At 73.8% G+C, this 26218-nt stretch carries 28 protein-coding genes; 14 read left to right on the plus strand and 14 right to left on the minus strand.

What is annotated here, in order from left to right; genetic code table 11:
• Position 1: 1 nt before the first annotated feature.
• The gene (locus ABD419_RS09425; RefSeq protein WP_344484943.1) at positions 2 to 1000 is read right to left on the minus strand and encodes a LacI family DNA-binding transcriptional regulator; all 999 of its coding nucleotides are present in this window, start codon (positions 998 to 1000) and stop codon (positions 2 to 4) included.
• Positions 1001 to 1141: 141 nt separating this feature from the next.
• Here ABD419_RS09425 and ABD419_RS09430 point away from each other — a divergent pair, with 141 nt between their 5' ends.
• From ABD419_RS09430 to ABD419_RS09440, 3 genes are all read left to right on the plus strand, one after another.
• The gene (locus tag ABD419_RS09430) at positions 1142 to 1849 is read left to right on the plus strand and encodes a ThuA domain-containing protein (protein WP_344484946.1); all 708 of its coding nucleotides are present in this window, start codon (positions 1142 to 1144) and stop codon (positions 1847 to 1849) included.
• The gene (locus ABD419_RS09435; RefSeq protein WP_344484949.1) at positions 1834 to 2925 is read left to right on the plus strand and encodes a Gfo/Idh/MocA family protein; all 1092 of its coding nucleotides are present in this window, start codon (positions 1834 to 1836) and stop codon (positions 2923 to 2925) included. Before ABD419_RS09430 ends, ABD419_RS09435 begins: the two co-directional genes overlap by 16 nt.
• Before the next feature lie 135 nt (positions 2926 to 3060).
• Complete coding sequence (locus tag ABD419_RS09440; protein WP_344484952.1) at positions 3061 to 4530, plus strand: Hsp70 family protein; 1470 nt, start codon at positions 3061 to 3063, stop codon at positions 4528 to 4530.
• 52 nt (positions 4531 to 4582) lie between these two features.
• Here ABD419_RS09440 and ABD419_RS09445 read toward each other — a convergent pair whose 3' ends face one another.
• On the minus strand, positions 4583 to 5758 hold the full coding sequence (locus tag ABD419_RS09445; protein ID WP_344484955.1) for a nucleoside 2-deoxyribosyltransferase domain-containing protein: 1176 nt from the start codon (positions 5756 to 5758) through the stop codon (positions 4583 to 4585).
• A gap of 108 nt (positions 5759 to 5866) precedes the next feature.
• Between ABD419_RS09445 and ABD419_RS09450 the strand changes: the two genes are divergently transcribed.
• From ABD419_RS09450 to ABD419_RS09470, 5 genes are all read left to right on the plus strand, one after another.
• The gene (locus tag ABD419_RS09450) at positions 5867 to 6835 is read left to right on the plus strand and encodes an aldo/keto reductase (protein WP_344484958.1); all 969 of its coding nucleotides are present in this window, start codon (positions 5867 to 5869) and stop codon (positions 6833 to 6835) included.
• 11 nt (positions 6836 to 6846) lie between these two features.
• Positions 6847 to 7338, plus strand: a complete 492-nt coding sequence (locus ABD419_RS09455; RefSeq protein ID WP_344484960.1) for a hypothetical protein — start codon at positions 6847 to 6849, stop codon at positions 7336 to 7338.
• A 58-nt stretch (positions 7339 to 7396) separates the two neighbouring features.
• Positions 7397 to 8635 (plus strand): endo-1,4-beta-xylanase, encoded by a 1239-nt coding sequence (locus ABD419_RS09460; RefSeq protein ID WP_344484964.1) that lies wholly within the window; start codon positions 7397 to 7399, stop codon positions 8633 to 8635.
• Positions 8636 to 8686: 51 nt separating this feature from the next.
• Positions 8687 to 9586, plus strand: a complete 900-nt coding sequence (locus tag ABD419_RS09465) for an arginase family protein (RefSeq protein ID WP_344484967.1) — start codon at positions 8687 to 8689, stop codon at positions 9584 to 9586.
• Positions 9587 to 9688: 102 nt separating this feature from the next.
• Positions 9689 to 10540, plus strand: a complete 852-nt coding sequence (locus ABD419_RS09470; RefSeq protein WP_344484970.1) for a hypothetical protein — start codon at positions 9689 to 9691, stop codon at positions 10538 to 10540.
• Here the strand turns inward: ABD419_RS09470 and ABD419_RS09475 are convergent.
• The 3 genes from ABD419_RS09475 to ABD419_RS09485 all read right to left on the minus strand — a co-directional run bounded on the left by ABD419_RS09475 (position 10537) and on the right by ABD419_RS09485 (position 12235).
• Positions 10537 to 10992 carry a MarR family winged helix-turn-helix transcriptional regulator gene (locus tag ABD419_RS09475; RefSeq protein WP_344484973.1) on the minus strand — a complete coding sequence of 152 codons (456 nt, stop codon included), beginning with the start codon at positions 10990 to 10992 and terminating at the stop codon, positions 10537 to 10539. The genes ABD419_RS09470 and ABD419_RS09475 overlap by 4 nt on opposite strands.
• Positions 10989 to 11606, minus strand: a complete 618-nt coding sequence (locus ABD419_RS09480) for a type 1 glutamine amidotransferase family protein (RefSeq protein WP_344484976.1) — start codon at positions 11604 to 11606, stop codon at positions 10989 to 10991. The genes ABD419_RS09475 and ABD419_RS09480 overlap by 4 nt, the downstream gene beginning before the upstream one ends.
• 149 nt (positions 11607 to 11755) lie before the next feature.
• Positions 11756 to 12235 carry a hypothetical protein gene (locus tag ABD419_RS09485; protein WP_344484979.1) on the minus strand — a complete coding sequence of 160 codons (480 nt, stop codon included), beginning with the start codon at positions 12233 to 12235 and terminating at the stop codon, positions 11756 to 11758.
• A gap of 140 nt (positions 12236 to 12375) precedes the next feature.
• Between ABD419_RS09485 and sigJ the strand changes: the two genes are divergently transcribed.
• From sigJ to ABD419_RS09500, 3 genes are all read left to right on the plus strand, one after another.
• On the plus strand, positions 12376 to 13224 hold the full coding sequence (gene sigJ, locus ABD419_RS09490) for an RNA polymerase sigma factor SigJ (protein ID WP_344484982.1): 849 nt from the start codon (positions 12376 to 12378) through the stop codon (positions 13222 to 13224).
• A 55-nt stretch (positions 13225 to 13279) separates the two neighbouring features.
• Entirely contained in the window at positions 13280 to 14401 is a 1122-nt protein-coding gene (locus ABD419_RS09495) for an NAD(P)/FAD-dependent oxidoreductase (RefSeq protein ID WP_344484984.1), read from the plus strand.
• An 81-nt stretch (positions 14402 to 14482) separates the two neighbouring features.
• Positions 14483 to 14794 (plus strand): DUF6355 family natural product biosynthesis protein, encoded by a 312-nt coding sequence (locus ABD419_RS09500; protein ID WP_344484987.1) that lies wholly within the window; start codon positions 14483 to 14485, stop codon positions 14792 to 14794.
• 166 nt (positions 14795 to 14960) lie between these two features.
• On the opposite strand, the gene ABD419_RS09505 is transcribed toward ABD419_RS09500, so the two are convergent.
• The 5 genes from ABD419_RS09505 to ABD419_RS09525 all read right to left on the minus strand — a co-directional run bounded on the left by ABD419_RS09505 (position 14961) and on the right by ABD419_RS09525 (position 21759).
• Positions 14961 to 16148 (minus strand): serine hydrolase domain-containing protein, encoded by a 1188-nt coding sequence (locus ABD419_RS09505; protein WP_344484990.1) that lies wholly within the window; start codon positions 16146 to 16148, stop codon positions 14961 to 14963.
• 109 nt (positions 16149 to 16257) lie between these two features.
• Positions 16258 to 17106, minus strand: a complete 849-nt coding sequence (locus ABD419_RS09510; RefSeq protein ID WP_344484993.1) for an SDR family oxidoreductase — start codon at positions 17104 to 17106, stop codon at positions 16258 to 16260.
• A 90-nt stretch (positions 17107 to 17196) separates the two neighbouring features.
• Positions 17197 to 17640: an SRPBCC family protein gene (locus ABD419_RS09515; protein WP_344484996.1), complete on the minus strand. Its 444-nt coding sequence runs from the start codon at positions 17638 to 17640 to the stop codon at positions 17197 to 17199.
• Between the two features lie 62 nt (positions 17641 to 17702).
• On the minus strand, positions 17703 to 19457 hold the full coding sequence (locus ABD419_RS09520; protein WP_344484998.1) for a serine/threonine protein kinase: 1755 nt from the start codon (positions 19455 to 19457) through the stop codon (positions 17703 to 17705).
• Positions 19458 to 19557: 100 nt separating this feature from the next.
• Positions 19558 to 21759 carry an MMPL family transporter gene (locus ABD419_RS09525; protein WP_344485000.1) on the minus strand — a complete coding sequence of 734 codons (2202 nt, stop codon included), beginning with the start codon at positions 21757 to 21759 and terminating at the stop codon, positions 19558 to 19560.
• A gap of 197 nt (positions 21760 to 21956) precedes the next feature.
• Here ABD419_RS09525 and ABD419_RS09530 point away from each other — a divergent pair, with 197 nt between their 5' ends.
• On the plus strand, positions 21957 to 22301 hold the full coding sequence (locus ABD419_RS09530; RefSeq protein ID WP_344485002.1) for a hypothetical protein: 345 nt from the start codon (positions 21957 to 21959) through the stop codon (positions 22299 to 22301).
• Between the two features lie 69 nt (positions 22302 to 22370).
• On the opposite strand, the gene ABD419_RS09535 is transcribed toward ABD419_RS09530, so the two are convergent.
• Positions 22371 to 22994, minus strand: a complete 624-nt coding sequence (locus ABD419_RS09535; RefSeq protein ID WP_344485005.1) for a TetR/AcrR family transcriptional regulator — start codon at positions 22992 to 22994, stop codon at positions 22371 to 22373.
• A gap of 97 nt (positions 22995 to 23091) precedes the next feature.
• Between ABD419_RS09535 and ABD419_RS09540 the strand changes: the two genes are divergently transcribed.
• Positions 23092 to 23838 carry an NADPH-dependent F420 reductase gene (locus ABD419_RS09540; RefSeq protein ID WP_344485008.1) on the plus strand — a complete coding sequence of 249 codons (747 nt, stop codon included), beginning with the start codon at positions 23092 to 23094 and terminating at the stop codon, positions 23836 to 23838.
• A gap of 150 nt (positions 23839 to 23988) precedes the next feature.
• Here the strand turns inward: ABD419_RS09540 and ABD419_RS09545 are convergent, their stop codons facing one another.
• On the minus strand, positions 23989 to 24540 hold the full coding sequence (locus ABD419_RS09545) for a TetR/AcrR family transcriptional regulator (RefSeq protein ID WP_344485011.1): 552 nt from the start codon (positions 24538 to 24540) through the stop codon (positions 23989 to 23991).
• Positions 24533 to 25132 carry a sugar O-acetyltransferase gene (locus ABD419_RS09550; protein WP_344485014.1) on the minus strand — a complete coding sequence of 200 codons (600 nt, stop codon included), beginning with the start codon at positions 25130 to 25132 and terminating at the stop codon, positions 24533 to 24535. Before ABD419_RS09550 ends, ABD419_RS09545 begins: the two co-directional genes overlap by 8 nt.
• A 172-nt stretch (positions 25133 to 25304) precedes the next feature.
• On the opposite strand from ABD419_RS09550, the gene ABD419_RS09555 reads away from it, so the two are divergent.
• The gene (locus ABD419_RS09555; RefSeq protein WP_344485017.1) at positions 25305 to 25760 is read left to right on the plus strand and encodes a hypothetical protein; all 456 of its coding nucleotides are present in this window, start codon (positions 25305 to 25307) and stop codon (positions 25758 to 25760) included.
• 60 nt (positions 25761 to 25820) lie between these two features.
• On the opposite strand, the gene ABD419_RS09560 is transcribed toward ABD419_RS09555, so the two are convergent.
• A complete protein-coding gene (locus ABD419_RS09560) occupies positions 25821 to 25958 on the minus strand; it encodes a hypothetical protein (protein WP_344485020.1) in 138 nt (45 codons plus the stop codon).
• Between the last annotated feature and the right edge of the window lie 260 nt (positions 25959 to 26218).

The raw sequence follows: 26218 nt of genomic DNA on the forward strand, positions 1-26218 counted from the left end.
CTCAGCGGCCGCCGGTGGAGCCGCGGACGACCAGCTGCGTCGCCAGCTCCTCGCGCGGGGCGACCGGCGGCGGGGCGGCCATGATCCGCAGGAGCATCCGCATCGCGGCCTCGCCCATCTCGCTTATGGGCTGGTGCACCGTGGTCAGGGCCGGGCGCAGCCACTGCACCTCGGGGAGGTCGTCGAAGCCGACGACGCTGACGTCCTCGGGGATGCGCAGCCCCAGCGACTCCGCGGCGTCGTACACCCCCGCCGCGATGTTGTCGGTGCACGCGAAGACGGCCGTCGGCCGGTCGGGGCGGCCCAGGAGCGCCGTCGCGGCCTCCACCGCGCCGGTGGCCGTCCACTCGATGAACACCACTTCGACCTCGGCGCCCGCCTGCGCTGCGGCCGAACGGAACCCGTCGATGCGGGCCTGCGTGTACAGGGCCACCCGGTCGGCGCCGATCACGGCCAGCCGCCCGTGCCCGAGCCCGATGAGGTGCTCGGCGGCGGCCCGGCCCCCGGCCCAGTTCGCCGCGCCCACGCTCGCCACCGTGCTCGGCGGCTGCGCCACCGGGTCGAGCAGGACCACCGGGACCCGCGCGGCCGCGAGGGTCGCGAGCTGGTCGGCGCTCACGTCCACCAGCGCGAGCACCGCGCCGCGCAGGTTCCGCTCCAGCAGCCGCGTCAGCCACGCGCCGTCGCCGTGCGCCACCGTGAGCACGAGGTCCACCCCCGCGGCCGTGGCGGCCCGCTCGACGCCGCTGAGGGCCCGGTTCGCCCACGTCCCCTCGACCCCGCTCAGCACCAGGTCCACCAGGGACGGCCGGTCGGTCCGCGGGACCGCGCCCCGCCCGGAGCGGCCGCGGTAGCCGAGCTCGGCGACGGCGCGCATGACGCGGGCCCGGGTCTCGGCGGAGACGTCGGACCGTCCGCTGAGGACCTTCGAGGCGGTGGGCACCGTCGTGCCGGCGGCGCCGGCCACGTCGGCGAGGGTCGTGCGGCGGGATTCTGGCATGCCCAGAGCCTACCGTCGCGCCTCAAAGTTGCGCAACTTTCTGCTCGTGAATCGCACTGGATAGCGCGCGAAACTCTTGTCATAATGATTCTCGAAGCGCCGAACCGGCGCTGAAGTTGCGCAACTATTGGAGCTGAACGCATGCCGACACCGGGCAACAAGCGCGCACTGGTCGTGCGCGGCGGATGGGACGGGCACCAGCCCGTCGAGGCGACCGACTCGTTCCTGCCGTTCCTCCGCGAGCACGGCTACGACGTCCGCGTCGAGGACACCACCGCGGTCTACGCGGACGCCGACTACATGGCCGGGGTCGACCTCGTCGTCCAGACCAACACCATGAACAAGATCGACCGCGACGAGCTGCGCGGCCTCATCACCGCCGTCGAGAACGGCGCCGGCATGGCCGGCTGGCACGGCGGCATCGCCGACTCCTACCGCGAGTCCTCCGACTACCTCCAGTTCATCGGCGGCCAGTTCGCGACCCACCCCACCCGCGCCCCGCGCGAGGAGCTCAAGGGCGAGGCCGCCGACTGCTTCACCCACTACACCGTGAACATCGTCCCCGACCAGGCCGACCACCCGATCGTCCAGGGCATCGCGGACTTCGACCTCCACACCGAGCAGTACTGGGTCCTCTCGGACGAGCTCAACGACGTCCTCGCGACCACCACCATCCCCGTCACGCCGTACCACCCGTGGCACCGTCCCGTCACCTGCCCGGCCGTGTGGACCCGCCTGTGGGGCGAGGGCCGCATCTTCGTGTGCACCCCCGGCCACGACACGGGCGTCCTCGCCGACGCCAACGTCCGCACCATCATCGAGAGGGGCATCCTGTGGGCCAGCCGCTGAGGATCGGCATCGTCGGCGTTGGAGCGATCTCCGGCCAGTACCTGACCACCTTCGAACGCCTCGACGCCGTGCGGCTCACCGCCGTCGCCGACCTCGACGAGGCCCGCGCGAAGGCCGTCGCCGAAGCCCAGGGCGTCCGCGCCCTCACCGTCGACGCGCTTCTCACTGACCCCGAGGTCGACCTCGTCCTCAACCTGACGATCCCCGCCGCGCACGCCGAGATCGCCCTGCGCGCCATCGCCAACGGCAAGCACGTCTACGGCGAGAAGCCCCTGGCGAACACCCCCGCCGAGGCCCTGCCGGTCCTGGAGGCGGCCCGCGCGGCCGGCGTCCGCGTCGGCTGCGCCCCCGACACCGTGCTCGGCACCGGCGTCCAGACCGCCCGCAAGGCGGTCGACGACGGCCTCATCGGCACCCCGGTCGCGGCCACCGCCACGATGCTGACCCCCGGCCACGAGCGCTGGCACCCGAACCCGGACTTCTACTACGTGCCCGGCGGCGGCCCCCTGCTCGACATGGGGCCGTACTACGTGACCGCGCTCGTGACCCTCCTCGGCCCGGTCGCCTCCGTGATCGGCGCCGCCAGCCACTCGCGCGACACCCGCGTCATCGGCTCCGGTCCCCGTGCGGGCGAGCGCGTCCCGGTCGAGGTCGACACCCACGTCACCGGCGTCCTCCGCCACGAGTCCGGCGCGCTCTCCACCCTGGTCATGAGCTTCGACTCGGTCGCCACCCGCGCCTCGAACATCGAGGTCCACGGCCACACCGGGTCCCTGATCGTGCCCGACCCCAACGGCTTCGCCGGAGACGTGCAGGTCCACCCGCTCGGCGGCGAGTGGCGCACCCTCGAACCCTCGGCGGGCTACCGGGACGCGGGCCGCGGCTACGGCATAGCCGACCTCGCCGCCGCCGGGCCGGGCGAGCCGTTCCGCGCCAGCGGCGAACTCGCCTACCACGTCCTGGAGACCATGACCGCCCTCCTCGAGTCGGCCGAGCGCCGCACCGAGACGGCCGTGGCGAGCACCTGCCCCCGCCCCGACCCCGTCCCGCTCCAGGACGCCCCGCCCGCCGCGTGACCCTCCACTAGGGACTTGAAACCGTGGGTGGCCGGTCGCGGACGCAAAGCGACATCTTCGGGAGTTATCGCAGGTAAAGGGGATTAGGTGCAAGGTAGATCAAAGCCGGTCTATCGGTGTTCCTAGACTCGGCTCATGCAGCACACCCCGGTAGCGACCGCGATCGGCGTCGAGCTCGGGAGCTCGACCGTCACGCTGTCGATTCGACGCGGCGACCAGGACTCCGAGATCCGTCACCTCGACGGCGACGAGACGCTGGAAGCCGTCCTCGGCCGCGTCCGCGACGCCCGGGACCAGGCCGGCGGCACCGCGCCCGTGGGGTTCGCCGTGCCCGCCTCCTGGGGCGCGGCCCGGCGCCAGGAGCTGGTCTACCTCGCCGGCGAGGCCGGACTCGGCGAGGTCGAGACGATGGCCGCGCCCGAGGCCGCCGCGGTCTGCTACGTCAAGGGCCTCGGGCGCGAGCTCGACACGGGCGCCGGGGTGGTCGTGTGCGACCTCGGCGCGCGCTCGTTCGAGGTGTCGGTGGTGGTCCGCGGCGAGGACGACTTCCAGCACCGCGGCTCGGCGAGCACCGTCGAGGTCGGCGGCCGCGAGTTCGACCAGCTGCTCTTCGCGTACCTCTCGGGCCGCTACCGCGACACCGACCCCGGGTTCTGGGACACCGTCGGCGCCCCGGCCGACGTCGACGAGGAGGCGCTCCGCGCGTCCCTGCTCGACGAGATCCGGGCCGCCCGCGAGCTGATCTCCAAGCGGCCCAGGGCGGGCGTGCAGCTGCCGATCGGCGAGCGCGACCTGCACCTGACGCGCGACGAGGTCGAGTCGTGCATCGGCGGGCTCCTGCGCCAGAGCGCCGACCTCGTGGTCGCCGCGATCGCCGAGGCCGACACCGCCGTCACCGGGCTCCTGCTCGTCGGCGGCGCGAGCCGTACGCCGATGCTCGCGGCTGTCCTGGCCGAGCGGACCGGGCTCGAACCGGTCCTCCCGGCCTTCCCCGAGGCGGCCGCCGCCGACGGCGCCCGGATCGTGGCGCTCGCGAACGCCCCGGTCGCCGAGGTGAACGGGAAGCCGCGCCGCAGGATGGCCCGCCGCCTCGGCGTCCTCGCGGCCGTGCTCGTGCCGCTGGTCGCCGCGGGCGCCGTCTACGGCAGCCAGGTCGGCGACGACCGCCCCGAGGCGAGCGCCACGGACGCCCCGGAGCCCTCCGCGACCGCGCCGGCCACCGACGCCGCGACTTCCGCGGGCGAGGAGGGCGACACCGGCGGTTCGGGCGGCCAGGAGGCCCCGGGCGCGCCGCACGCCGCCAGCTCCGAGGAGGTCGAGGAGGCGACCACCGAGGCCGCGACCGAGGCGACCTCGGAGGCCGACCCCACCGGCACCGTCCCCGAGGTCACCGGCATGACCGCGAACGACGCCCAGGCGGCGCTCGGCGGCGCGGGCTACACGAACATCGCGCGCGAAGGCGAGCAGGAGGGCCTGTTCGGGCCTTACTACGACGACTGCGAGGTCATCGCCCAGGACCCCGCCTCCGGCGAGGAGCGCCCGCTGGGCTCCAAGATCACGATCACGTACTCCTACAGCGGATCAGACGAGACCGTCTGCGACTGACCGCCGCCGGTCGCCGCTTCGGGCACGCCGACCACGACCTGCTCGACGCGGCTCAGCGCCCCGGCGCCGAACCGAGCGCCTGGGCGATCATGCCCAGGGTCGACCAGTCGGCGAGGCCGCCTTCGCGGATCTCGCGCCAGGTCGCGATCTCGATCCAGGTGCGCTCGGAGTCGCCCGCGCCGTGCGGCGCGTCCCGGTGGTCGCGGAGCCACGCGAGCTCGTCCGCGGTGATCTCGGCGGCGAACAGGTGCGCGCGGTGCCCCGACATGGTCGCCGCGACCTGGCGAGACCCGATGGGCCGCAGGCGGTCCGCTCCGAGCGCCAGGCCGGTCTCCTCGTGGACCTCTTCGAGCGCCTGGACCGCCGGATCGGCCTCCTCGCGGCTGCTGCCCCCGGGCAGCTCGTGCACGAACCCGTCCGGAGTCGAAGCGGGCGAGCGGAACTCGCGCACCAGCACGACCACCGCGTCGTCGGGGTCGGGCGCGGGCGAGTACAGCAGCACCTGCGCGGTGTCCGGCCGCGAGATCACGACCTCGTTGGTCTTCACGCGGTCCTCGGCCGCGACGCGGACCTGGACGTGCGCCGCCCAGTACATGACGGCCTCGCGGTGCTCCCCGACGCGGAACGTCCACTCCAGACGCGCCCCTTCGAGCACGTTGCCCGCGGCCCGCTGCGCGCCGTACCAGGACTGGAAGCTGTCGGTGCGCCACACCGGGAGCGGCACCGACCGCTCGCCGCCCTCGCGCCGCGACCCGGCCCCGATCATCGCCAGGGCCGCGCCCGCGGCCTCGTCGAGCCGGTCGGTGACCGGCACGCCGCGCGACTCCGCGAGGTGGCGCAGGTACTCGTTCTTCGGCGCCGACTCGGGCGCCCCGAAGACGGCCTTCCCGGAGTCGTACCAGGTCCCGAACTCGATGTTGGTCGTGAACGCGGGCATGGTCTCCAGGTCCCGCGGCACCCAGAACAGGATCACGTCGGCGTCGTGGAGCCCGCGGTGCTCCCACTCGATCTGTCCGGTGTAGTCGGCGAGGACGCCCTCGCGCAGCTCGGGCGTGAACACCACCAGCCGCCCGTCGTGCCGCCACCGCTCGCGCAGGTGCGCGACCGCCTCGGGGTTCCAGGAGGCGACGCCGGCCGCGCGGGGGAGCGGTCCGGCGAGGAACACCGCCGCGTCCCACCACGGCGGCGGCGTCTCGTTCGCATGCACCACAACGACCTCGGATGCCACCGGGACTCCTCTCGACGCGCCTGCGGGCCGCCTCATTGTACGGCGGCACGACCGCGGAAAAGGCTTTCTGAGCCGTCTAGGATGGGACCGATCATTGGAGGAGCCATCATGGAATACACCCAGCTGGGCCGCGCGGGCGTCAAGGTCTCGCGCATCGTCCTCGGCACCATGAACTTCGGTCCCGAGACCGACGAGGCGGACGCGCACCGCATCATGGACCGGGCGCTCGAACTCGGCGTCAACTTCTTCGACACCGCCAACGTGTACGGCCGCGACCGCAAGGGCTGGACCGAGCAGATCATCGGCCGCTGGTTCGAGTCGCGCCCCGAGGCGCGCGACCAGGTCGTCCTCGCCACCAAGGTGTACGGGGCGATGAGCGACCGCACCAACGACCGTGGCCTGTCCGCGTACAGCATCCGCGCCCAGGTCGAGGCCTCGCTGCGGCGGCTCCAGACCGACCGGATCGACCTCTACCAGTTCCACCACGTCGACCGCTCGGTCCGCTGGGAGGAGATCTGGGAGGCGATCGAGGTCCTGGTGGCGCAGGGCAAAGTGGTCTACTCCGGCTCGTCGAACTTCGCGGGCTGGATGATCGCGCAGGCCAACGAGCAGGCCGCCAAGCGCGGCACCCTCGGCCTCGTCTCCGAGCAGTCGATCTACAGCCTCGTCAACCGCACCATCGAGCTCGAGGTCATCCCGGCCTCCGAGCAGTACGGCCTCGGCGTCATCCCCTGGTCCCCGCTCGCGGGCGGGCTCCTGGGCGGCGTGCTCGGCACGACCGCCGAGACCGGCCGCCGCGCGAGCGCCCATGTGGCCGACCGCATCGAGGAGCACCGGCCGGCCCTGGAGGGCTACGAGGCGCTCGCCGCCGAGAAGGGCATCGCCCCGGCCGTGCTCGGCCTCGCGTGGGTCCTGAGCCGGCCCGGCGTCACCGGCCCGATCATCGGCCCCCGCACCGTGGAGCAGCTGGAGGACGCGGTCGCGGCCCTCGACGTCGAGCTCGGCGAGCAGGACCTCGCGACCCTCGACGAGCTGTTCCCCGGCCCGGGCGCGGCCCCGGAGTCGTACGCCTGGTAGAGACTGGCGGGGTGCACCACCGACTCCCCGAACGCGTGCGCCGGCGGCTCCGGTCGCTGGCCGCGCTCGAACTCGTCAACATCCCCCTCCAGGCCCTGGTCTGGTTCGGCGTCCTCGGACTGCCCGCGACCCCGGCGAACCTCGCCGGGTTCGCGGCCTTCTCGCTGCTGCTGATCGAAGGCGCGGCATACTGGGCGGCCAAACTGCGCCAACTCGACTCGGGGGCGACGGCACTCCCCGGAGCGGCGGCCTTCGCGGCCGCCCTCCGGGCCAACCCGCCGATCCTCGCCGCGGCGGTCCTCGCCACCGGCTGGGCCGCGATCGGCGACCCCGGCGCGAACACCCTCCTCGGACTGGGCTTCGCGCTCTTCGCCGTCCTGGAGCACGTCAACTACTTCCACGTGCAGCTCATGTACGACAACGCCGCCGATCTGCGCCGCCTCGCCGCGCACGGCCTCGTCCGCTCCCACCTCTCGCGGGATCTCGCCCGCCGCCGCCCTTGACCTGAGCCCGCCGGGCTGCTGGAATGTTCGTGAAACTTCCATGGAAAGCAGACCCGATATGACTGAAACTTCCGGGCGCATCGCGCGCCACCGCACCGCCGACGCCCGCGTCGCGCTCACCCTCGACGGCGCGCCCCTCGCCTCCGCCGAGGTCGTCGTGGAGCAGACGCGGCACCGGTTCCTGTTCGGCTGCATCGGGTTCGACCTCATCGACCACGCCAACGGCACCGCCGCCGACCCCGAGCGGGCGGCCCGCGACGCCGAGCTGTGGGAAGGCGTCTTCAACTTCGCGACCCTCCCGTTCTACTGGGGCCGCTTCGAACCCGAGCGCGGCCGACCCGACACCGAGCGCCTCCGCACGGCCGCCCGGTGGTTCGCCGACCGCGGCCACCCCGTCAAGGGCCACCCGCTCGCCTGGCACACCGTCACCGCCGACTGGCTCCTCGACCTCGACAACGAGGCGATCGCCCGCGCCCAGGTCGACCGCATCCGGCGCGAGGTCGCCGACTTCGCCGGCGTGATCGACATGTGGGACGTGATCAACGAGGTCGTCATCATGCCGATCTTCGACAAGTACGACAACGGCATCACCCGCCTGTGCCGCGACATCGGCCGCATTCCCATGGTGCGCATGGTCTTCGACGCCGCCCGCGAGGCCGGCCCCAACGCCGTCCTGCTCCTCAACGACTTCGACATGTCCGCCGCCTACGAGTGCCTCGTCGAAGGCGTCCTCGAAGCCGGGATCGCCATCGACGCGCTCGGCCTCCAGAGCCACATGCACCAGGGCTACTGGGGCGAGGAGAAGACCGAGGCCGTCCTCGACCGCTTCTCCCGCTACGGCCTCCCGATCCACTTCACCGAGACCACCCTCGTCTCCGGCGAGATCATGCCGCCCGAGATCACCGACCTCAACGACTACCAGGTCGACTCCTGGCCCTCCACCCCCGAAGGCGAAGCGCGCCAGGCCGACGAGATCGAACGCCACTACCGGACCCTGCTCGCCCACCCCTCGGTCGAGGCCGTCACCTACTGGGGCATGCACGACGCCGGCATGTGGCTGGGCGCCCCCGGCGGCCTCGTCCGCGCCGACGGCACTCCCAAGCCCTCCTACGACCGCCTCCACCGCCTCGTCAACACCGAGTGGGGCACCCCGCCGACCGCGGTCGCCACCGACGCCGACGGCCTCCTGCGCCTCACCGGATTCCTCGGCGACTACCGGGTCACCCACCGGGGCCGCGAGGCCGCGTTCACCCTCGCCGAACCCGGCGAGGTCCGCCTCGCGGCCGCACTGGACTAGCGCCCGCCGTGCCCGGCCCCCGCGCCGGGCACGGGGTGTACCGTCCACGGCATGCGCAGCCTCGCCGTCCTCGACGCCCCCTCGAACCTCGGGCTCCGCCCGCCCGCGCCCGGCGTCGTCCCGGGCTGCTACAAGCTCGCCGGAGCCCTGCGCGACCAGGGGCTCCTCTCCCGGATCGGCGCCGAGGACGCCGGATGCGCCACCCCGCCCCGGTACGACCGCGGCGACTGGAAGCTCGGCGACGGCCTGTTCAACGCCGAGGCCATCGCCGCCTACACCGGCCGCCTCGCCGACCGGGTCGGCGCGCTCCTCGACGCGGGCCGGTTCCCCGTGGTCCTCGGCGGCGACTGCTCCATCGTGCTCGGCCCGGCCCTCGCCCTGCGCCGGCGCGGCCGGTACGGCCTCGCGTTCCTCGACGGGCACTCCGACTTCCGCCACCCCGACAACTCCCCGGGCGTCGGCGCGGCCGCGGGGGAGGACCTGGCCCTGGCGACCGGGCGCGGCCAGACGATCGCCACCGACCTCGACGGCCTGCGGCCCTACACCCTGACCGAGGACGCGGTGGTGCTCGGCATCCGCGACGACGACGAGTACACCGCCGAGCTCGAGTCCCTCGGCGCGCAGGTGCACCCGCTCGCCCGGCTCCGCGCGGACGGCCCGGCCGCGACCGCCGCCGCGGCCCTCGACCGGCTGGAGCGCACCGGCCTCGACGGCTTCTGGGTCCACATGGACGCCGACGTCCTCGACGCCGCCGTGATGCCCGCCGTCGACTCCCCGAACCCCGGCGGCCTCTCCTACGCCGAGCTCGGGGCCCTCCTCACCCCGCTGCTGGCCTCCGAGCGGTGCGCCGGGTTCGAGATCACGGTCTTCGACCCCGACCTGGACCCGGACGGCCGCCTCGCCGCCGAACTCGCCGACGCCCTCGCCGCGGCCCTCACCGCCGACCGCTGACCGGGCCCGCGCTCGCGCCCGGAGGCCTTGGCGCCGTTTCGTACACTCGGCGCATCCCCCGCCCCGCGGCGGCCCGCCGCCCTCGCCAGAACCAGGACCCCGATGCCCCGACCCGTGCCCGGACCGGGCGCGCTCGCCTCGTACATCCAGACCGGCGCCCGCGACGCCCGCACCGCGTACCGCGAGCTCCCCGAGCGCGAGCGGCTCGCCTACTGCGACACGGTGAGCCGCGTGTACGACACGGCCTTCACCCACCACTTCGGCGAGCAGCCCGAGGACGACGCGGTGTTCGACTTCATCGACGCCGTCGCGGCCCGCCACCCCCAGTACGCCGGCGGCGTCAGCCGCGTCCTGCGAGGCGAGGGCGGCCACGGCGGCGGCATGCACCCGCGCCAGTTCCTCACCGCCCAGCACCTCGTCATCCGCGAGATCGCCAAGCTCCACCCGGGGTTCCGGTCGCGGGCGGCCCTGGTCGTGGAGTCGGCCTCGCGCCGGCTCGTCACCGCGGGCGGCGACGGCGACCGCGGCGCGGCCCCGCAGTTCACCGGCGCCGACGCCCAGTACGCGGCCTCCCTGACGCTCGCGCTCGACGGCCGGCTGCGCGTCCTCGAACTGCACCGGGGCGTGGAGCGCCTGGGCGGCAGCGCGATCGGCAAGGCCGTCATCCGCGCGTGGGTCGACGCCGAGAAGCAGCGCTGGGCCCGCGCGAGGGAGCTGGGCCGCCACGACACGTTCCCCGAGATCGGCTCCGGCAAGGGCGGCGGCGACGCCTACCGCTGCGAGGCCTACTCCGCGACCCGCCTCTGCCGCGCCACAGTGGACCGGTTCGGCCGCGTGCGGGGCCTGACCTTCATGCGCACCGACCTCTTCGGCGACGACGGCCGCCACGGCCTGGCCGCCGAGATCCGCCAGGCCGTGCGCAAGGCGCAGACGAGCCTGACGGCCTCCTGCTAGCCCGGGCCGTCCTCCGCCCGGAGGGCGTCCAGCGCCCCCGCCAGGTCGCGCAGGGCGTCCAGGACCTCCGCCGCGCGGTCGTCGCCCAGCGCGCCGCACAGGCGGTCGGCGAAGGCCGCGTGGGCGGGGTCGATGCGGCGGACCGCCTCCAGCCCTTCGGGAGTGGGCGCGACGAGCTTCGCCCGCTTGTGGGCGGGATTGGGGCGGTACTCGACCATCCCCTTGGCGGCCAGGAGGTCCGCGATGCGCTGCACGCTCTGGCGGGTGATGCCCATCTCGCGGGCGATCCCGGCCACCGAGAGCGGCGACTCCAGGACCGCCCCCAGGACCTGCCAGTGCGCGGCCGTCAGGCCGACCGGCACCGCGAGCGCGTCGGCCACGTCGAGGAAGCGGCCGTTGAGCTTGAACACGGTGAGCGCCAGCCCTGAGAGCAGGTCCTGCCGAGCGGTCACGCGGCCCCGCCCGCGAGCTCGTAGTAGCCGGCCGGGTCGTTGAGGCCGTACAGCTTGAACCAGGACGCGAGCACCTCGGGGGTGTAGAGCCCGAGCGCGGCGAACACCTCGCGGGCGAAGTGGACCGGGGCCGTGCCCGAGGCGGTGATGAGGCCGCGGTCGGTGACCGCCGGCGCGTCGCAGTACAGGTCGCCGCCCTTGGAGCCGAACGCCTCGGTGAACTCGCGGGCGTTGCTGGTGTGGCGGCGGTCGTCGAGGAGGCCCTCGGCGGCGAGCCCGCCGGTCGCGCCGCAGATGGCGGCGACCGGGACGCCGGCGTCGAGGAACGCTCTGGCGGCCTTGGCGAACGGCGCGTTGTCGCCGGTGAGCCAGGTGCCGGCGCCGGGGAGGACGAGCATGGCGCTGTCGGCGGGGGAGAGGTCGTCGAGCGCGATGTCGGGCGTGATGCGCAGCCCGCCCATGCTGGTGACGGGTTCGCGGCTCGCGCCGACGGTGACGACCCGGTACCGGCCCGGTTCGACCTGCCACTCGTCGTTGTTGATGTGCGCGGTCGCGAAGCCGACCTCCCAGTCGGCCATCGTGTCGTAGACCGCCGTGTGCACGTGCTGGACCATGTTCCGCTCCTCTGTGATCGCCGAACGACTGCGATTCGGTATGACAGTAGACTACCATGATGACAACATGCTGTCAAATATGAGGGCCGGAGGGAACGCGAACGGCGCGGCGCCCGGAGGGTCGGGTCGCCGCGCCGCTGTGGCCGTGCCTAGTAGTTCTGCACGTCGTCGATGAAGCCGTCCTGGTCGTAGTCCGTGGAGACCTCGTCGATGTACCCGTCGCCGTTCGTGTCGACCTCCACGACCTCGGCCACGCCGTCCTCGTTGGCGTCGGTGAGGATCGTGTCGATGTACGTGTCGCCGTCCGTGTCGAGGAGGGCCTCCTCGGCCACGCCGTCGCCGTCGGCGTCGGTGAGGACCTGGTCGACCCAGCCGTCGCGGTTGAAGTCCGACTCGAGGGTCTCCTCGTAGCCGTCGCCGTCGTAGTCGACGGAGGCCGACTCGTTGATGCCGTCGCCGTCGGCGTCGGTGTCCACCGTCGAGGTGTAGACGTCGTCGTCCGAGTACGGGTCCTCCGACGGGGCGCCGTCGTAGCCGGCGCCGTCCTCCGTGCCGTAGGACTCGCTCGCGTCGGCCTCGTAGTCGTCCGCTGCGAACGTGTCGTTCGCGGTGTCGCCGTAGTCGCTCATCGCTCTCCAGCCTCTTGTGTGTGAGAAGTGTGTTCGGTGCTTTCGCTCAGCACCATAGGACCCGCCCGCAAATCGGACAGGCGCGGGAGGGGCGGCGACCGCCCGACCTGCGGCCGCGCACCGCTCGATACGCTTGCGGCATGGACGTGTTCGAGGACCGGCGGGGACTGCTGCAAGCGGTCGCGTACCGCGTGCTCGGCACCGTGACCGACGCCGAGGACGTCGTCCAGGAGGCCTGGATCCGCTGGCACCGCGTCGACGCGGCCACCGTCGAGGACCCGACCGCCTACCTCGTCACCGTCACCACCAGGCTCGCCATCGACCGGCTCCGCAGCGCCCAGGCCGCCCGCGTCTCGTACGTCGGCCCGTGGCTCCCCGAACCCGTGCCCACCGGCGGCGACCCCGCCGACGGCCTCGCGCTGGCCGACACCGTGTCCTCCGCGATGCTCCTCGTCCTGGAGTCCCTGTCCCCGCTGGAGCGCGCCGTGTTCGTCCTCCGCGAGGCCTTCGGCTACTCCCACGGCGAGATCGCCCGCGTCATCGACCGCAGCGAGGAGTCGGTGCGCCAGACCGCGAAGCGGGCCCGCGAGCACGTCGACGCCAAGCGCCGCCGCTACGACACCGACCCGGTCACCAGGAAGCGCGCCACCGTGTCTTTCATGGACGCCTGCGCGGGCGGCGACCTCGCCGCGCTCATGGGCGTCCTCGCCCCGGACGTCGCCCTCGTCTGCGACGGCGGCGGCCTCGCCCCGGCCCCGCGCCGCACCGTCGTCGGCATCGACCACGTCGCACGCTCCCTCATCACCTTCGCCGGCCGCATGCCCGGGGACCCGAGGATCGAGTTCGCCGAGGTCAACGGCGGACCCGCGATCGTCGTCCGCTCCGGACGGACCGCCGTCGCGGCCATCATGCTGCACCTCGTCGACGGCGCGGTCGAGGAGATCCACCTCGTCTCCAACCCCGAGAAGCTCGGCGCCCTCCAGCAATGATCATGACGGTGGTCACACCACCTCACGTTGCCGCGGCCGCGCCCGTCCTTGGGGCATGAACGACATCCTGATCCTCGGCGCCGGCTACACCGGCATGATGGCCGCCCACGGCATCGCCCGCCGCAACAAGACCGCCCGCGTCACCCTCGTCAACCCGACCGACGTCTTCGACGAGCGCCTCCGCCAGCACCAGGCCGCCGCCGGCCAGGACCTCGGCGCCCACCGCATCCCCGACCTCCTCGCCCCCGCCGGCGTCGCCTTCGTCCAGGGCCGCGCGGCCCGCATCGACCCCGGCGGCCGCACGGTCGTCCTCGACGACGGCCGCGAACTCGCCTACGACCTCCTCGTCTACGCCGTCGGCAGCGCCACCCCGCGCGTCGCGAACGCCTACGCCATCGACGACCCGGCCTTCGCGGACGCCCTGCGCCGCAACGCCGACGGCGTCCTCACCGTCTGCGGCGCCGGCCTCACCGGCATCGAGGCCGCCACCGAGGCCGCCGAGGCCTACCCCGGCATGAAGGTCCGCCTGCTCAGCCGCGGCGAACCCGGGGCCATGATGGGCCCGAAGGCCCGCGCCCACCTCGCACGGGCCCTCGACCGCCTCGGCGTCGAGGTCCGCACCGGCGCCGCCGTCGCCCGCGTCCTCCCCGGCGCGGTCGAACTCGAAGGCGGCGAACGCCTCCCCACCGACGTCGCACTGTGGACCACCGGCGTCGCCTACGCCCGGCTCGCCGCCGACGCCGGCATCGCGGTCGCCCCCGACGGCCGCGTCGAGGTCGACGCGGCGCTCCGCTCGGTCTCCCACCCCGAGGTCTTCGCGATCGGCGACGCCGCCGCCATCCGCCAGGCCTACGGGACCGTCCACGGCACCTGCCAGAGCGGCATCCCCTCGGCCGCGCACACCGCCGAGTCGGTCAGCCGGCTCCTGCGCGGCAAGGACCCCCGTCCCTTCCGCTTCGGCTACCTCCACCAGCCGGTCTCGCTGGGCCGCAGGGACGCCGTCATCCAGTTCACCAACCCCGACGACACCCCGGGCCGCTGGTACCTCACGGGCCGGGCCGCCGTCGCCTACAAGGAGGCCGTCAGCTCCAGCCCGCTGAAGTTCTTCCGCTCGAAGTCGCCGATCCCCGCCCGGCTCACCGGCCGCACCGGCGGCCGCCGCAACCGCCTGTTGTAGACAGTCAGTCATTCCTCCGGATAAGTCTGAAATGTCCAGTGCTAGCCTGCTGGCGTCATCCGACGAGAAGGAGCGAATCCGATGAGGACCAAGAAGACCGCGGCCCTGCTCGCGGCCGCCGCCCTGGCGGCCGCGGGGAGCATGGCGCTGGCGTCCCCGGCGCACGCCGCGCCCTGCGGCTGGCAGGGCGACGGCACCCAGGACTACAACCACTGCGGCGGGAGCAACGTCATGCTCACTGTGGAGCACGTCTTCGGCGACGACGACCACTTCTGCGCGCGGCCGGGCATGAACAACATCAACGCCGGCAACTCGCCGTACAACACCTGGCGCACCGTCTTCGCCTACTACGACGGCGGGCCGACGAACTGCTTCTACGGCTGGTACCGCTGACCGACGACCGGGGCCGGACCCCCTCCGGCCCCGCGGCCCTCAGAGGCCGACGACGGCCCTGGTGCTGCGCAGGAACGAGTCGGCGACGGCGGGCTCGTCGAGGCGGCCCGCGACCGTCGCGCCGCCGCGATCCGGCCCGGCCGGACCGCGGCGACCGCGCAGCGGGTCAGGCCGCGCCCTCGCACAGCCCCGCCGCCAGCAGGGCGCCGAGGGCCTCGCCGAAGGCCGCCGGGTCCTCGTGGCCGTGCTTGTCGTCCAGGCTCCACGACACGGTGATCTGGCGGTCGCCGTCGAAGGAGTGGAACGACTGCGTCAGGTGGCCCATGCCGTCGCCGACATGGCCGATGAACACCTCCTCGGGGTCGCCGGGGCACCCGAGCCGCACGCCGCCCAGGCCGAGCCCGTACCGGTAGCCCTCCCCGGTGTCGGTGAACCGCGCGGCCTCGGCGAGCTGCTCGGCGGTGAGCAGGGTGCCGTCGGTGAGCGCGTCGTAGAAGTCGTTCACGTCCGCCACTGTGGAGACGACGCCGCCGGAGGCGCCGAGCTGGGAGTAGGACGTCGCGGTCGCGTCGAAGTACGGCGCATCCGGGTCGCCGGTGGTGATGTAGGGGACCGAGTGCGGGCCGCGCACGCCCGACGAGCCGGGGCGGGGGAGGTCGGTGTCGTCGAGCCCGGCGGGCTCGAAGACGCGCTCGTCGAGGGCGCGGCGCAGGCTCTGGCCGGTGCGGTCCTCGATCAGCAGGCCGAGGACCACGTATCCGGTGTTCGAGTACGACCAGCCCTCGCCGGGGCCGAACGGCGGGTCCTCCGCGGTGGCGAGGGCGATCAGCTCCTCGGGCTCGTATACGGTCCGGTAGTCCTCCTCGACGCCGGTCAGGTCCCCTTCGGCCAGACCGGGGTAGGCGACCTGGACCCAGTCGGGGACGCCGGCGGTGTGCTGGAGGAGCTGGCGGACCGTCGGCTGCGTGTCGTAGGGGAGGACCCCCGGCAGGTACTCGTCGATCGGGTCGTCGAGGTCGAGCGCGCCCTCGCCGTCGAGTTGGAGGACCACCGCGGCGACCATCGACTTGGTGACGCTGCCGATCCTGACCCGGTCCCCCGGCCTCGCTGGGCGCGCGTCGTCGTCGAGGTCGCGCCGCCCGGTCGCGTCGCTCCAGGTGCTGCGGCCGTCCCGGACCTCGACCACGACGGACCCGGCGGTGAGGTCGCCGAGGGCCTCCAGGCGGTCCTCCAGGAGTCCGGTGTCGAGGCCGCGGCCCGGACGGGCGGGGTCGGCCGAGGCGACGTGCACGGCCGTGAGCGCGCCCACGAGCCCGAGCGCTGCGACGGCGGCGGGGATCAGTCTGCTTCTCATCATCGAACCGTATGCGCTGCAACGACTTCAAACGATCCTGTGAACCCCCGCCCCGGCGGTACCGCCTGCCCTACCGGAGGCGGCGGCGCTGTTCGCCCGCGCCTGGCGCTCAGGCCAGATGCCGCCAGGACTCCGGCTCGTTGCGCAGGAACTCCTCGAGGGTCCACGGGCGCTCGCCGGTCACGTGCTCGACGGTGTGGCTGGTCACCGAGGTCTCGCCGGTGGCGACGGCCTTGTAGGACCCGGCCCAGCCGTCGATCTGCCACTCCTCGGCGCCGGCGCGGGAGGCGCGGGCCTCCTCGTCGGTCTCGGGGACGTACCGCACCTCGCGCCCGGTGACCTCGCCGAGGACGCGCGCCGACGCGTCCATGTCGAGCGGCTCGGGACCGGAGACGTCGTAGATCCGGTCGGCGTGCGCGGGGTCGAGCAGGGTCGCGACCGCCAGCCGCGCCACGTCCCGGCGCGCGACCCACGCGATCCGGCCCCTGCCCGCGGGACCGCGGATCTCGCCGTCCTGCACGAAGAGCGGCAGCATGTCGGCGTACAGCGAGTTCCGCAGCGCGGTCAGGCGCAGCCCGGACTCGACGATGAGCTGCTCGGTCAGCGAGTGCTCGCGCGCGAAGGTGAACGTCGCCAGCGGCGAGGCGCCCATGAACGAGGTGTAGACGACGCGCTCGACCCCCGCGGCCGCGGCGGCGGCCACGACGCCGCGGTGCACGGGCATCCGGTCCGCGCTCTCGTGCGCGGACACCATGAACAGGGTCTCCACCCCCGACAGCGCGGCGCGCAGCGCCGGACCGTCCTCGAAGGACGCGACCGCGACCTCCGCCCCGTCGAGGTCGGGCGCGCGCGACGGGTCGCGCACGACGAGCCGCTGCGGCTCCCCGCGCTCGGCGAGCATCCGGGCCACCCGCGACCCCAGTTGACCGGTGGCGCCGGTGACGGCGATCGTCCCCACGTCGAAACCCCTTCCGTCCGCTTCCATGGACACTTACCTGTACCAGAGCCGCGCCGCGGGCGCACCCGATCGGGGCACGCCGGCCGGGTCTCAGTCGAGGCGCTGCGCGTACGAGGCGAGGTCGTTCGCCATGCGCCGCATGACGGCCGGGAGGAACAGCGGGGTCAGCCAGCCGATGCCGGGGCGGGCGCGCCAGGTGCCGTGCCACTCGATGCGGGCGCCGCCCTCGGGGGTCGCCGCCAGCTCGATCGCGGCGCGGTAGTCCTTCATGGCGACGTTGAAGGCGTCCTCGTACGCCATCCGCTCGTCCTCCACGACCTCGGTGAGGCGCTCGCCGGTGACGGTCCGGCCGGTGCGGAAGGCGCGGACCGCGCCGACCCCGTCGCGGCCGTCCGAGCCGAGCCCGGACGAGCGCTCGACCACGAGCTCGTCGAGCCCCGTCGACCAGCGCGGCCAGGCGCGGCCGTCGACGAGGAGCGCCCACACGGCGGAGACGGGGGCGGAGGTCGTGGCGCTGACGTGGTATCGAGGCACGATTGGTCCCTTCTGGACATCGAGAAGTGGCGGAGGTGTTGCCGCGGTCAGCCTCTCGGAGGTTAGAAGAGTTCTCCCGTCCAGGTGTAGGAGGGGTCGGCATACCAGGACGATTCGCAGTCGGACTCGCTGTGGCCGTCGCCGGTGCACTCGTCGATGTACACGTCCTTCTCGGAGGTCCCGTACAGCACCCCGGTCCAGGTGTACGAAGTGTCGCTGGTCCAGGAGGTCTCGCACTCGGACTCGCTGTGGCCGTCGTCAGTGCACTCGTCGATGTACACCGATCGGTCGGAGCTCCCGTACAGCTCCCCGGTCCAGGTGTACGAGGGGTCGCTCGTCCACGACGCCTCGCACTCCGACTCGCTGTGGCCGTCCCACTGGCACTCCTCGATGTAGACGTCGGCCTGGCTCGGCTCCGACGAGGTCGCCTCGTCCGTCTCCTCCTCGTAGGTCTCCTCTTCATACGTCTCGCCGTAGGAGTCGTCGGAGTGGAGCTCCCCGGTCCAGGTGGAGGAGACGTCGTTCGTCCACGACTCCTCGCACGCCTCCTCGTCGTACCCGGCGTCCAGGCAGTCCTCGACGTACTCGGTCTCGGAGACCGAGGGGGCGTACTCGTCGTCCCGGTCCGCGCCGTACCAGATGAGGCCTGCGACGGCGGCGCAGACGACCAGGGCCGCCGCGCCCGCGCCGAGGGCTGTCTTGGCGGCGCCGGTCGGCGCCGGAACGTGCGGCGGCAGCGGGGATGGGAGCCGCGGCGGGCTCGGCGGCGTCGAGGACCGGGGCGGTGGCGTCGGCACCGGCACAGGGCTCGGCACCGGACTCGCTCCGCCGGCTGGCTCGCCGTCACCGGACGCCGGGGTCACGACCCATGCGGGCCGGTTCGGGTCCGTGACCATGGTCGGGCCGGTGTCGACGAGGGTGCGGCCCGCCTCGTCGCCGTCGAGGAGCCGCGCGATCTCGCGCTGCTGCTCGTCGGCCAAGGCCCCCACGGCGTCCGGCCAGGGCCGGGCGGAGGGGGCAACCTGCCCGATGAGCGCCAGGAGCTCGGCCGGGGTCGGCCGGTCGCCGGGCTCGGGGGCCAGGCAGCGGGCCGCGAGGCCGCGCACCCGGTCGGGCACGCCGGCCAGGTCCGGCGCGGCGCGGACGACGTTGTTCATCGTGTCCAGCGTCGACGCGCCCGTGAACGGCCCGGTCCCGGTGCAGGCCATGACGAGCACCGATCCGAGCGAGAACACGTCAGAGGCGGCCGTCAGCGGCTGCGACCGCGTCTGCTCGGGCGACATGAACCCCGGTGTGCCGATGAGCGCGCCGGTGCGGGTGAGGTCGGAGCCCTCGGCCGCGCGGGCGATCCCGAAGTCGATCACCCGCGGCCCGCTCGCCTCCAGGATCACGTTGCCCGGCTTGAGGTCCCGGTGGATCACCCCGGCGGCGTGGACGGACTCCAGCGCCGCGGCGAGGCCGGCGGCCAGCCGGATCGCCGCGGCCTCGGGAAGCGGCCCGGCGGCCTTGACCGCGAGGTCGAGCGTGGGACCGCGCAGGAACTCCGAGGCCAGCCACGGGACCCGGTCCTCGGGCCCCGCGTCGAGCACCGCGGCCGTGTACAGCCCGCTCACCTGCCGCGACCGGCGCACCTCCTCGCGGAACCGGGCCGTGAACTCCGCGTCCTCCACCAGCCACTCGCGGATCACCTTGACCGCGACCAGCCGCCCGTCCGGTCCCGCCCCCAGCAGCACCCGCCCCATCGCGCCGCGCCCCAGCTCGGCGAAGACCCGGTACGGGCCGATGCGGTCGGGATCGGTGGGGGACAAGGGCTGCATGGCGTCTCCGGGTGCGAGCGGCTCCGGCGCGCCCCGGGCTCATCCGCCCGGGCCGCGCCACGACCGGCCCATCACACCAGGGCCCGTCACAGATCCGTCCTCACGCGCGGACCGCGGGCTCCCCGGCGGCGGGCGCCCAGCTCGCGGGCCAGCGGCCGACGCGGTCGAGCACGGCCAGGAGCGCGGGCAGCATCATGACGCGGACGACGACGGCGTCGAGGAGCACGCCCAGCGCCAGCGCGAACCCGAGCTGCTTCATCTCGATGCGGTCGATGAACACGAAGGCCGCGAACACCGACATCATGATCACCGCGGCGCTGGTCACCACGCTCGCCGACGACAGGATGCCCTGCGCGATCGCCTCCCGCGGCGCGAGGCCGCGCCCGGCGGCCTCCCTGATGCGGCTCACGACGAACAGCTGGTAGTCGAGCGACAGTCCGAAGAGGATCGCGAAGATCATGAGCGGGGCCCGCGAGCCGATGAACCCGGGCGAGTCGAAGTCGAGCAGCCCCTCGGCCCACGTCCCCTGGAACACCAGGACCAGCGCGCCCCACGCGGCCAGCGTCGACAGCAGGTTCAGGACCGTGCTCAGGACCGCGACGGCCGGCGACCGGAACGCCACGAGCATGACGACCAGCGTCGCCAGGAGCACGAAGGCGAGGACGAAGACCAGCCGCGCGGACTGGTGGCCGGAGTAGTCGGCGGCGTAGGCCGGTTCACCGGAGACGGCGAACTCGACCCCGTCGACGGCGCCGACTGTCGCGGGCACCCAGTCGCCGCGCAGCAGCTCCAGCGACTCGGCGGCCCGCGGGTCGCTCGTCGGGTAGGGGACCGGCAGGTCGATCGCGATCGTCGAACCGTCCTCGGCGACGCGCATCCGCGGCGCCGCGGTCGGGGCGAACAGGTCGCTCTCCTGGGTGCGCGCCTCCAGTTCGGCGAAGGCCGCGGCCAGGGCGTCGGCCTCGGCGGCGTCCGCGCGCGCGATCACCGTGTGCGCGACGCCGGTGTCGGGGAACGCCTCGGTGAGCGCGTCGTAGGTCGCGATCGTGCCGAGCGACTTGGGGAACGTCTCCTTGCCCTCGACGCTCGTGGTCATGCCGAGCGCGGGGACGGCGAGGCCGACGATGACGACCAGGCCGACGACGGCGGTGGCCGCCGGGCGCCGCAGCGCGGGGCGGAGCATCCGCGTCCACAGCCGGTTCTCGCCGCTCGACGCCCTGCGGCGCAGGAGCCTGCCGCCGTCGACGCGCCGCCCGAACGTCGCGAGCAGCGCGGGGAGGACGGTCAGCGAGCTGACGACGGCGATCGCGACCACGATGATGCAGGCGGTGGCGATCGAGGAGAAGATGACGTCGCCGACCAGGTACAGGCCCGCGAGCGAGACGACGACGGCGAGCCCGGAGGTGACGATGGTGCGCCCGGCGGTCGCGGCCGCCGCCTCGATGGCGGGGGCGAGGCCGCCGTCCGCGCCCGTGCGCTGGCGCTCCTCGCGCACGCGCTTGAGGTAGAACAGCGAGTAGTCCACGCCTACCGCCATGCCGATCATCGCGAGCACGCTGGTGACCGCGCCCCCGGCGTCGGGGAAGAAGTGCGAGCTGAGGCCGTACAGGCCCATGGCCGCGAGGATCGAGGTCACCGCCAGCGCCAGCGGCACGCCGGCGAGCAGGAGCGACCCGAACACGACGAACAGGATCGCGAGGGTCACCGGGAGGGTGAACCGCTCCACGCCGGCCAGTTCGGAGCCGAGCTGGGCGTCGAGCTCGACCGACATCGACTTGCTGCCGGTCTCGGCGATCTCCAGGTCCGGATGCGCCAGTTGGACGTCGGCGGTGACGGCCAGCAGCGGGTCGAGGTGGTCCACGGCCTCGTGGAACGGCATCGACATCGTCACCGCGACCATGACCGCGTCCCCGTCGGCGGCGGTCACGGGTGCGGCGACGTCGGCGACCTCGTCGAGCGCGCTCATGCCCGAGACCAGTTCGGCCGCGGCGGCCTCGGCGGCGGCCGCGTCGAGGTCCCCGGACGGCGAGGTGATGAGCACCCGCTCGACAGCCGGGGCCGCGACGCCGTCCGCGACGGCCATCTCCTCGGCCTCGCCCGCCTCGCCGATCCAGTAGTCGGAGAAGGCGGCCCGCTCGGTGCCCGCGACCGCACCCGCGCCGAAGCACACGGCGACGAACAGCACCCATGCGCCGATCGCCTTCCAGGGGTGGGTCGCGCTCCAGGCGGCGATCCGGACGGTGGCCGGCCTGCGGCGGACCTCGGCGGGCGGGGGCGGGGAAGCGGCGACTCGCTGCGTCATCGGGGGGCTCTGCTTCTGTCGTTCTCGGCACGGCTGACCAATCCGACATTAGGCAGAGAACCCGCCCATGTCGGTAGGGCAGGCCCCCGCAATGTCCTTGGGGTACACCGGAAACGTGCAGGTCAGACCCGATTCGGCACCGTCGCGGCGCCCGCCGTGCCGAGCGGGCCGGGGCGGGCGCGTGGTTGAATGGCCCGATGGCGAAGCGGCGACCGGCACCCCCGCGATTCATCGTGGTCGCGCGGACGGGGCCGGGCCCGTGGCCGCACCCCGTCGAGATCGGCGTGCAGCCGGCCGGCGCCAACTCCGTCGTCTCGTTCTCACTCGGCCCCCACGCGGTGAACTCGGGCGGGCGCGTCCCCCTGCGCAGCGTGCTCGACGGGACCGGGCTGAACCCGCTCTTCGCCGCGGAGTTCGACGCCGCGGACCTCCACTGGCTGGTGCCCCACCTCGTCCGCCTCCGCGACGGCCAGGCCGACGCGGGCGACATCAGGGCCGCCTACGAGGAACGGCACGGCAAGCGCCCCGAGTCGATGGACTAGGACCTCAAGCCCGCGGCGAGCGGGGGAGCGGACTCGGACGCCGCCGCTCCCTGATCCGCAGGGCAGCCCCTAGGACCCGGGCAGGCAGTCCGCGGCGTGGTCGCACGGGGCGGCGGCGGCCGGGAGCGGGCCGGCCCGGTCGGGGCGGAGCGCGTCGAGCATGAGGGCGAGGTAGCGGCGCCAGGCGCCCGTGCCCGGCTCGGTGCCCCAGAGGACGTTCGTGAGCATCCCCATGATCCGGGCCATGTCGTCGGCGGTGACGTCGCCGCGGACCCGCCCGGCCGCCTGCGCGCGCTCGGTGAGGCGCGCGATCGGGCCGAGGACCGGGGCCGTGACGTCGGCGGTGAGCACGCCGGCGTTCGTCGCCGCGGCCAGGAGGTGCCGCTCGCGGTCGACCATCTCCAGTGTCGCCTCCATGAGCGCGACCAGCCCCCGCTCGGGGTCGTCGGCCGCGAGCGCGCGCTCGGTGACCGCGTCCAGCCGCTCGCTGATGCTGCGCTCCAGCGCGGCGCGGACGAGCGCCTCCTTGTTCGGGAAGCGCCGGTAAAGCGTCATGGGCCCGACCCCGGCGCGCTCGGCGACGGACTTGAGGGGGGCGTCGGGGCCGAGTTCGGCGAAGACCTCCTGCGCGGCGTCGAGCAGCCGCCCCGCGTTGTGCGCGGCGTCGGCGCGCAACGTCCGATCGGTGGTCATCTCCTCATGTTAGCAAGTGGTAGCCGACTCCCACTTGTGCTACGGTCGCCCCCGAAGGAAATGATATTCGACTCCCACTTACCCGGAAGGCTCCACCATGACCCGCACGCTCGGCATCATCGGCGCCGGCATGATCGGCTCCAACCTCGCCCGGCTCGCCGTCGCCGCCGGCCTCGACGTCGTCATCGCGAACTCGCGCGGCCCCGAGACCCTCGCCGACCTCGTCGCCGAACTCGGGCCCCGCGCCCGCGCCGCCACCGCCGAGGACGCCGCCCTCGCCGGCGACCTGGTCGTCGCCACCATCCCGCTCAACGCCTACGAGACGCTCCCCGCGAAGGCGCTGGCGGACAAGACCGTCCTCGACACGCTGAACTACTACCCGCAGCGCGACGGCCGCATCGCCGTCCTCGACGCGAACGAGCGCACCACCAGCGAGCTCGTGCAGCGCCACCTTGCCCACTCCCGGGTCGTCAAGGCGTTCAACAACCTCGCGTTCTTCAGCATCGCCAACCTGGCCCGTCCCTCCGGCTCGCCCGAGCGCTCCGCCCTGCCCATCGCGGGCGACGACGCCGCCGCCAACGCCGAGGCCGCCGCGCTCCTCGACCTCCTCGGCTTCGACGCGGTCGACACCGGGAGCCTCGCCGACAGCTGGCGCTCCGAGCCGGGCACCCCGGTCTACGTGCAGCCCTACTCGCCGGGCCCGGCGCCCGAGGGGCTCGACCGCGAGGCGCTCTTCGCGTGGCTCGCCGCGGTCCCGGCCGACCCGGTCCCCACCGCGCGCGTCGAGGCGCTGGTGGCCGCGGCGGTCCGCGGCCAGGCGGGCGGGACGTTCCCCGGCGCGTAGCAGCGGACGCGGCGGTCCCCGCTTCCGCTGAGCGGGCGGGGACCGCACGCACTTGCGGTGCCGTCGGACGGGTCCGACACCGAGGGTCGCCGTGCCGCAACGGCACCGCCGCCGCCTGCTCGACGGCCCCCAGGGCCGCGGCCGGTCCCGTCAGCCGGTGATGCGCTCGACGGCCTCGGTCACGATCGCCGCGTCCTGGCGCTCGGTGTCGAGGGTGCGGTGGATCGACATGCCCTCGACGAGCGCGTCGAGGAGCCGCGCCGTCAGCGGGTCGAAGTGCCGTTCGAGGACGGCGCGGCTGCGGGCCATCCAGGCGTTCGTGATCGCGCGGAAGGCCGGTTCGCGGGCCGCGAGCGTGTAGAGCTCGTGCGCGAGCACCAGGTTCCGGCGGTCGTCGGACTCGGCGCCGCAGATCATCGCCGCGACGGCGGCCTTCGCCTCCTCGCGGGTCCCGGCGCCGGCCAGGCACGCCTCGAAACGGTCGCTGCCCTCGCGGGCGAAGCGCTCGAACGCCTCGCGCAGCAGCTCGTCCATGCCCGTGAAGTGGTAGGTCATCGATCCGAGCGGCACGTCGGCGGCGGCCGCGACCTTGCGGTGCGAGGTGCCCGCCACGCCCGACGCGGCGATCACGTCGAGGCAGGCGGCGATGATGTGCTCGCGCCGGCCGGGGTCGTAGCGCCGCGGCGCCGGGGACTCAGGCATCGTCCTCGCCGATCGTGCGGATCACCCGGGCCGGGTTGCCGACGGCGACGGTGTTCGCCGGGACGTCGCGGGTGACGACCGAGCCCGCGCCCACCACCGAGTTGTCGCCGATCGACACGCCCGGGCAGACGATGACGCCGCCGCCGAGCCACACGTTGTCGCCGATGGTGATCGGTTTGGCCGCCTCGAGCTTGTCGCGCCGCGGTCCCGGCGCGATCGGGTGCGTGGGGGTCAGCAGCTGCACGTTGGGGCCGAGCAGGCAGTCCTCGCCGATGCGGATCTCGGCCACGTCGAGGGCGGTGAGCCCGGAGTTCACGAAGGTCCGCGCCCCGATGTGGAGGTGCTCGCCGTAGTCGACCGCCAGGGGCGGCTTGACGAACGCGCCCTCCCCGAGCTTCCCGACCAGCTCCGCGAGGATCGCGCCCGCGTCCCCCTCGTCCGCGAAGAACGCCCGCTGGTAGGCGTCGACCAGCGAGTTCGCCCGGCGTGCGCGCTGCGCGAGGTCCGGGTCGTCGGCGAGGTAGTAGTCCCCGGCGAGCATCCGCTCCCGCATGGTGCGGTCGTCGCCCGCGAAGTGGTCGGTCACAGTCATAGTACGATCGTACATTGGCATGCGCCGGTCCCGGATGCACCGGTATGGGAGGACACCGCCGGAACCTCCGGTTGTGAGTCTCACTTCACCGGACGCGCGAAATGCGGCAGAGGCGAGGTAGATAACTCGGGCGAGGCGCGGCAGCCGGGACCGGGCCGGTTACCGTTTATCTATGACCTATCGATACCTCACCGACGCCGACGCCGAAGCGGTCCTCCAGTCGACCTATCCCCAGGCGCGGCAGCTGCCGGCGCTGTCGGCCCTGCTCGAGCGCGACCTGCGGTGGGACCAGCCGGCCCGGACGCTCGTCTACCTCGCCGAATGCTGGATCGAGGGCACCGGGTACGGGCAGCGCATGCACACGTGCGCCGCGCGGAACATCAACGGCGACAAAGACCTCGCGGTCGACTTCTCCCGCGCCGCCCGCAAGGGCGACGCCGAGCTCGTGGCCGCCGCGGCCGACGAGGTCCTCGACATGGTGACCGAGGGCGTCAGCGCCGCCGACAGCACCGCGGCCGCGGCCGCGATCACCGCGATGCTCCACGGCGGTCTGGCCGAGTCGCCGTCGCGCAAGCCCATGTTCACCGCCCTGCGCACCCAGTGGACCGCGCGCCTGACCGCGGCCTGACCGCCGCGGCGCTCCCCCCGGCCCGCAGCGGGTGCGGGGCGGAGTGATCCTGCCCGCGTCCTAGCGGACGCGGCCCAGTGCCTCGAGGACGGCCGCCACGTGCGCGACCTGCCGCGGGTCGCCGCACCGCAGCTCCCGGAACTCCCGGTCCTCCGGGCCGTCGCGCAGCTGCGCCACCCAGGCGGCCAGCACTGCCACGCCCGCGGGGGTCGGCGCGAACACCGTCCCCCGAACGCCGGGTCCGCGAGCTGCGCGGTGTCCCCGGTGACGATCTCCGCGAGCGCCAGCGCGGTCATGTCGTACAGGTACTCGTCCTCGGCGGGGTCGGGGCCCAGCAGCCCCGCCTCGCGGGCCGCGTCCACCAGCTCATCGGCCGTGACCCGCTCCCGGCCGCCGGCGACCTCCTCGACCAGGGCCAGCGCCTCCAGGCCCTCGTCGCTCTCCAGCGCCTTGACGCC

Source organism: Glycomyces endophyticus (assembly GCF_039531525.1).
Classification (GTDB): domain Bacteria; phylum Actinomycetota; class Actinomycetes; order Mycobacteriales; family Micromonosporaceae; genus Glycomyces; species Glycomyces endophyticus.

What these genes read in the sequence shown, in the direction of transcription:
- sigJ (WP_344484982.1), top strand. Translation starts at nt 12,376, where the DNA reads ATGGACGTGTTCGAGGACCGGCGGGGACTGCTGCAAGCGGTCGCGTAC.
- ABD419_RS09430 (WP_344484946.1), top strand. Translation starts at nt 1,142, where the DNA reads ATGCCGACACCGGGCAACAAGCGCGCACTGGTCGTGCGCGGCGGATGG.
- ABD419_RS09500 (WP_344484987.1), top strand. Translation starts at nt 14,483, where the DNA reads ATGAGGACCAAGAAGACCGCGGCCCTGCTCGCGGCCGCCGCCCTGGCG.
- ABD419_RS09470 (WP_344484970.1), top strand. Translation starts at nt 9,689, where the DNA reads ATGCCCCGACCCGTGCCCGGACCGGGCGCGCTCGCCTCGTACATCCAG.
- ABD419_RS09440 (WP_344484952.1), top strand. Translation starts at nt 3,061, where the DNA reads ATGCAGCACACCCCGGTAGCGACCGCGATCGGCGTCGAGCTCGGGAGC.
- ABD419_RS09450 (WP_344484958.1), top strand. Translation starts at nt 5,867, where the DNA reads ATGGAATACACCCAGCTGGGCCGCGCGGGCGTCAAGGTCTCGCGCATC.
- ABD419_RS09530 (WP_344485002.1), top strand. Translation starts at nt 21,957, where the DNA reads ATGGCGAAGCGGCGACCGGCACCCCCGCGATTCATCGTGGTCGCGCGG.
- ABD419_RS09425 (WP_344484943.1), bottom strand. Translation starts at nt 1,000, where the DNA reads ATGCCAGAATCCCGCCGCACGACCCTCGCCGACGTGGCCGGCGCCGCC.
- ABD419_RS09525 (WP_344485000.1), bottom strand. Translation starts at nt 21,759, where the DNA reads ATGACGCAGCGAGTCGCCGCTTCCCCGCCCCCGCCCGCCGAGGTCCGC.
- ABD419_RS09555 (WP_344485017.1), top strand. Translation starts at nt 25,305, where the DNA reads ATGACCTATCGATACCTCACCGACGCCGACGCCGAAGCGGTCCTCCAG.
- ABD419_RS09520 (WP_344484998.1), bottom strand. Translation starts at nt 19,457, where the DNA reads ATGCAGCCCTTGTCCCCCACCGATCCCGACCGCATCGGCCCGTACCGG.
- ABD419_RS09505 (WP_344484990.1), bottom strand. Translation starts at nt 16,148, where the DNA reads ATGAGAAGCAGACTGATCCCCGCCGCCGTCGCAGCGCTCGGGCTCGTG.
- ABD419_RS09535 (WP_344485005.1), bottom strand. Translation starts at nt 22,994, where the DNA reads ATGACCACCGATCGGACGTTGCGCGCCGACGCCGCGCACAACGCGGGG.
- ABD419_RS09495 (WP_344484984.1), top strand. Translation starts at nt 13,280, where the DNA reads ATGAACGACATCCTGATCCTCGGCGCCGGCTACACCGGCATGATGGCC.
- ABD419_RS09480 (WP_344484976.1), bottom strand. Translation starts at nt 11,606, where the DNA reads ATGGTCCAGCACGTGCACACGGCGGTCTACGACACGATGGCCGACTGG.
- ABD419_RS09485 (WP_344484979.1), bottom strand. Translation starts at nt 12,235, where the DNA reads ATGAGCGACTACGGCGACACCGCGAACGACACGTTCGCAGCGGACGAC.
- ABD419_RS09465 (WP_344484967.1), top strand. Translation starts at nt 8,687, where the DNA reads ATGCGCAGCCTCGCCGTCCTCGACGCCCCCTCGAACCTCGGGCTCCGC.
- ABD419_RS09460 (WP_344484964.1), top strand. Translation starts at nt 7,397, where the DNA reads ATGACTGAAACTTCCGGGCGCATCGCGCGCCACCGCACCGCCGACGCC.
- ABD419_RS09550 (WP_344485014.1), bottom strand. Translation starts at nt 25,132, where the DNA reads ATGACTGTGACCGACCACTTCGCGGGCGACGACCGCACCATGCGGGAG.
- ABD419_RS09540 (WP_344485008.1), top strand. Translation starts at nt 23,092, where the DNA reads ATGACCCGCACGCTCGGCATCATCGGCGCCGGCATGATCGGCTCCAAC.
- ABD419_RS09545 (WP_344485011.1), bottom strand. Translation starts at nt 24,540, where the DNA reads ATGCCTGAGTCCCCGGCGCCGCGGCGCTACGACCCCGGCCGGCGCGAG.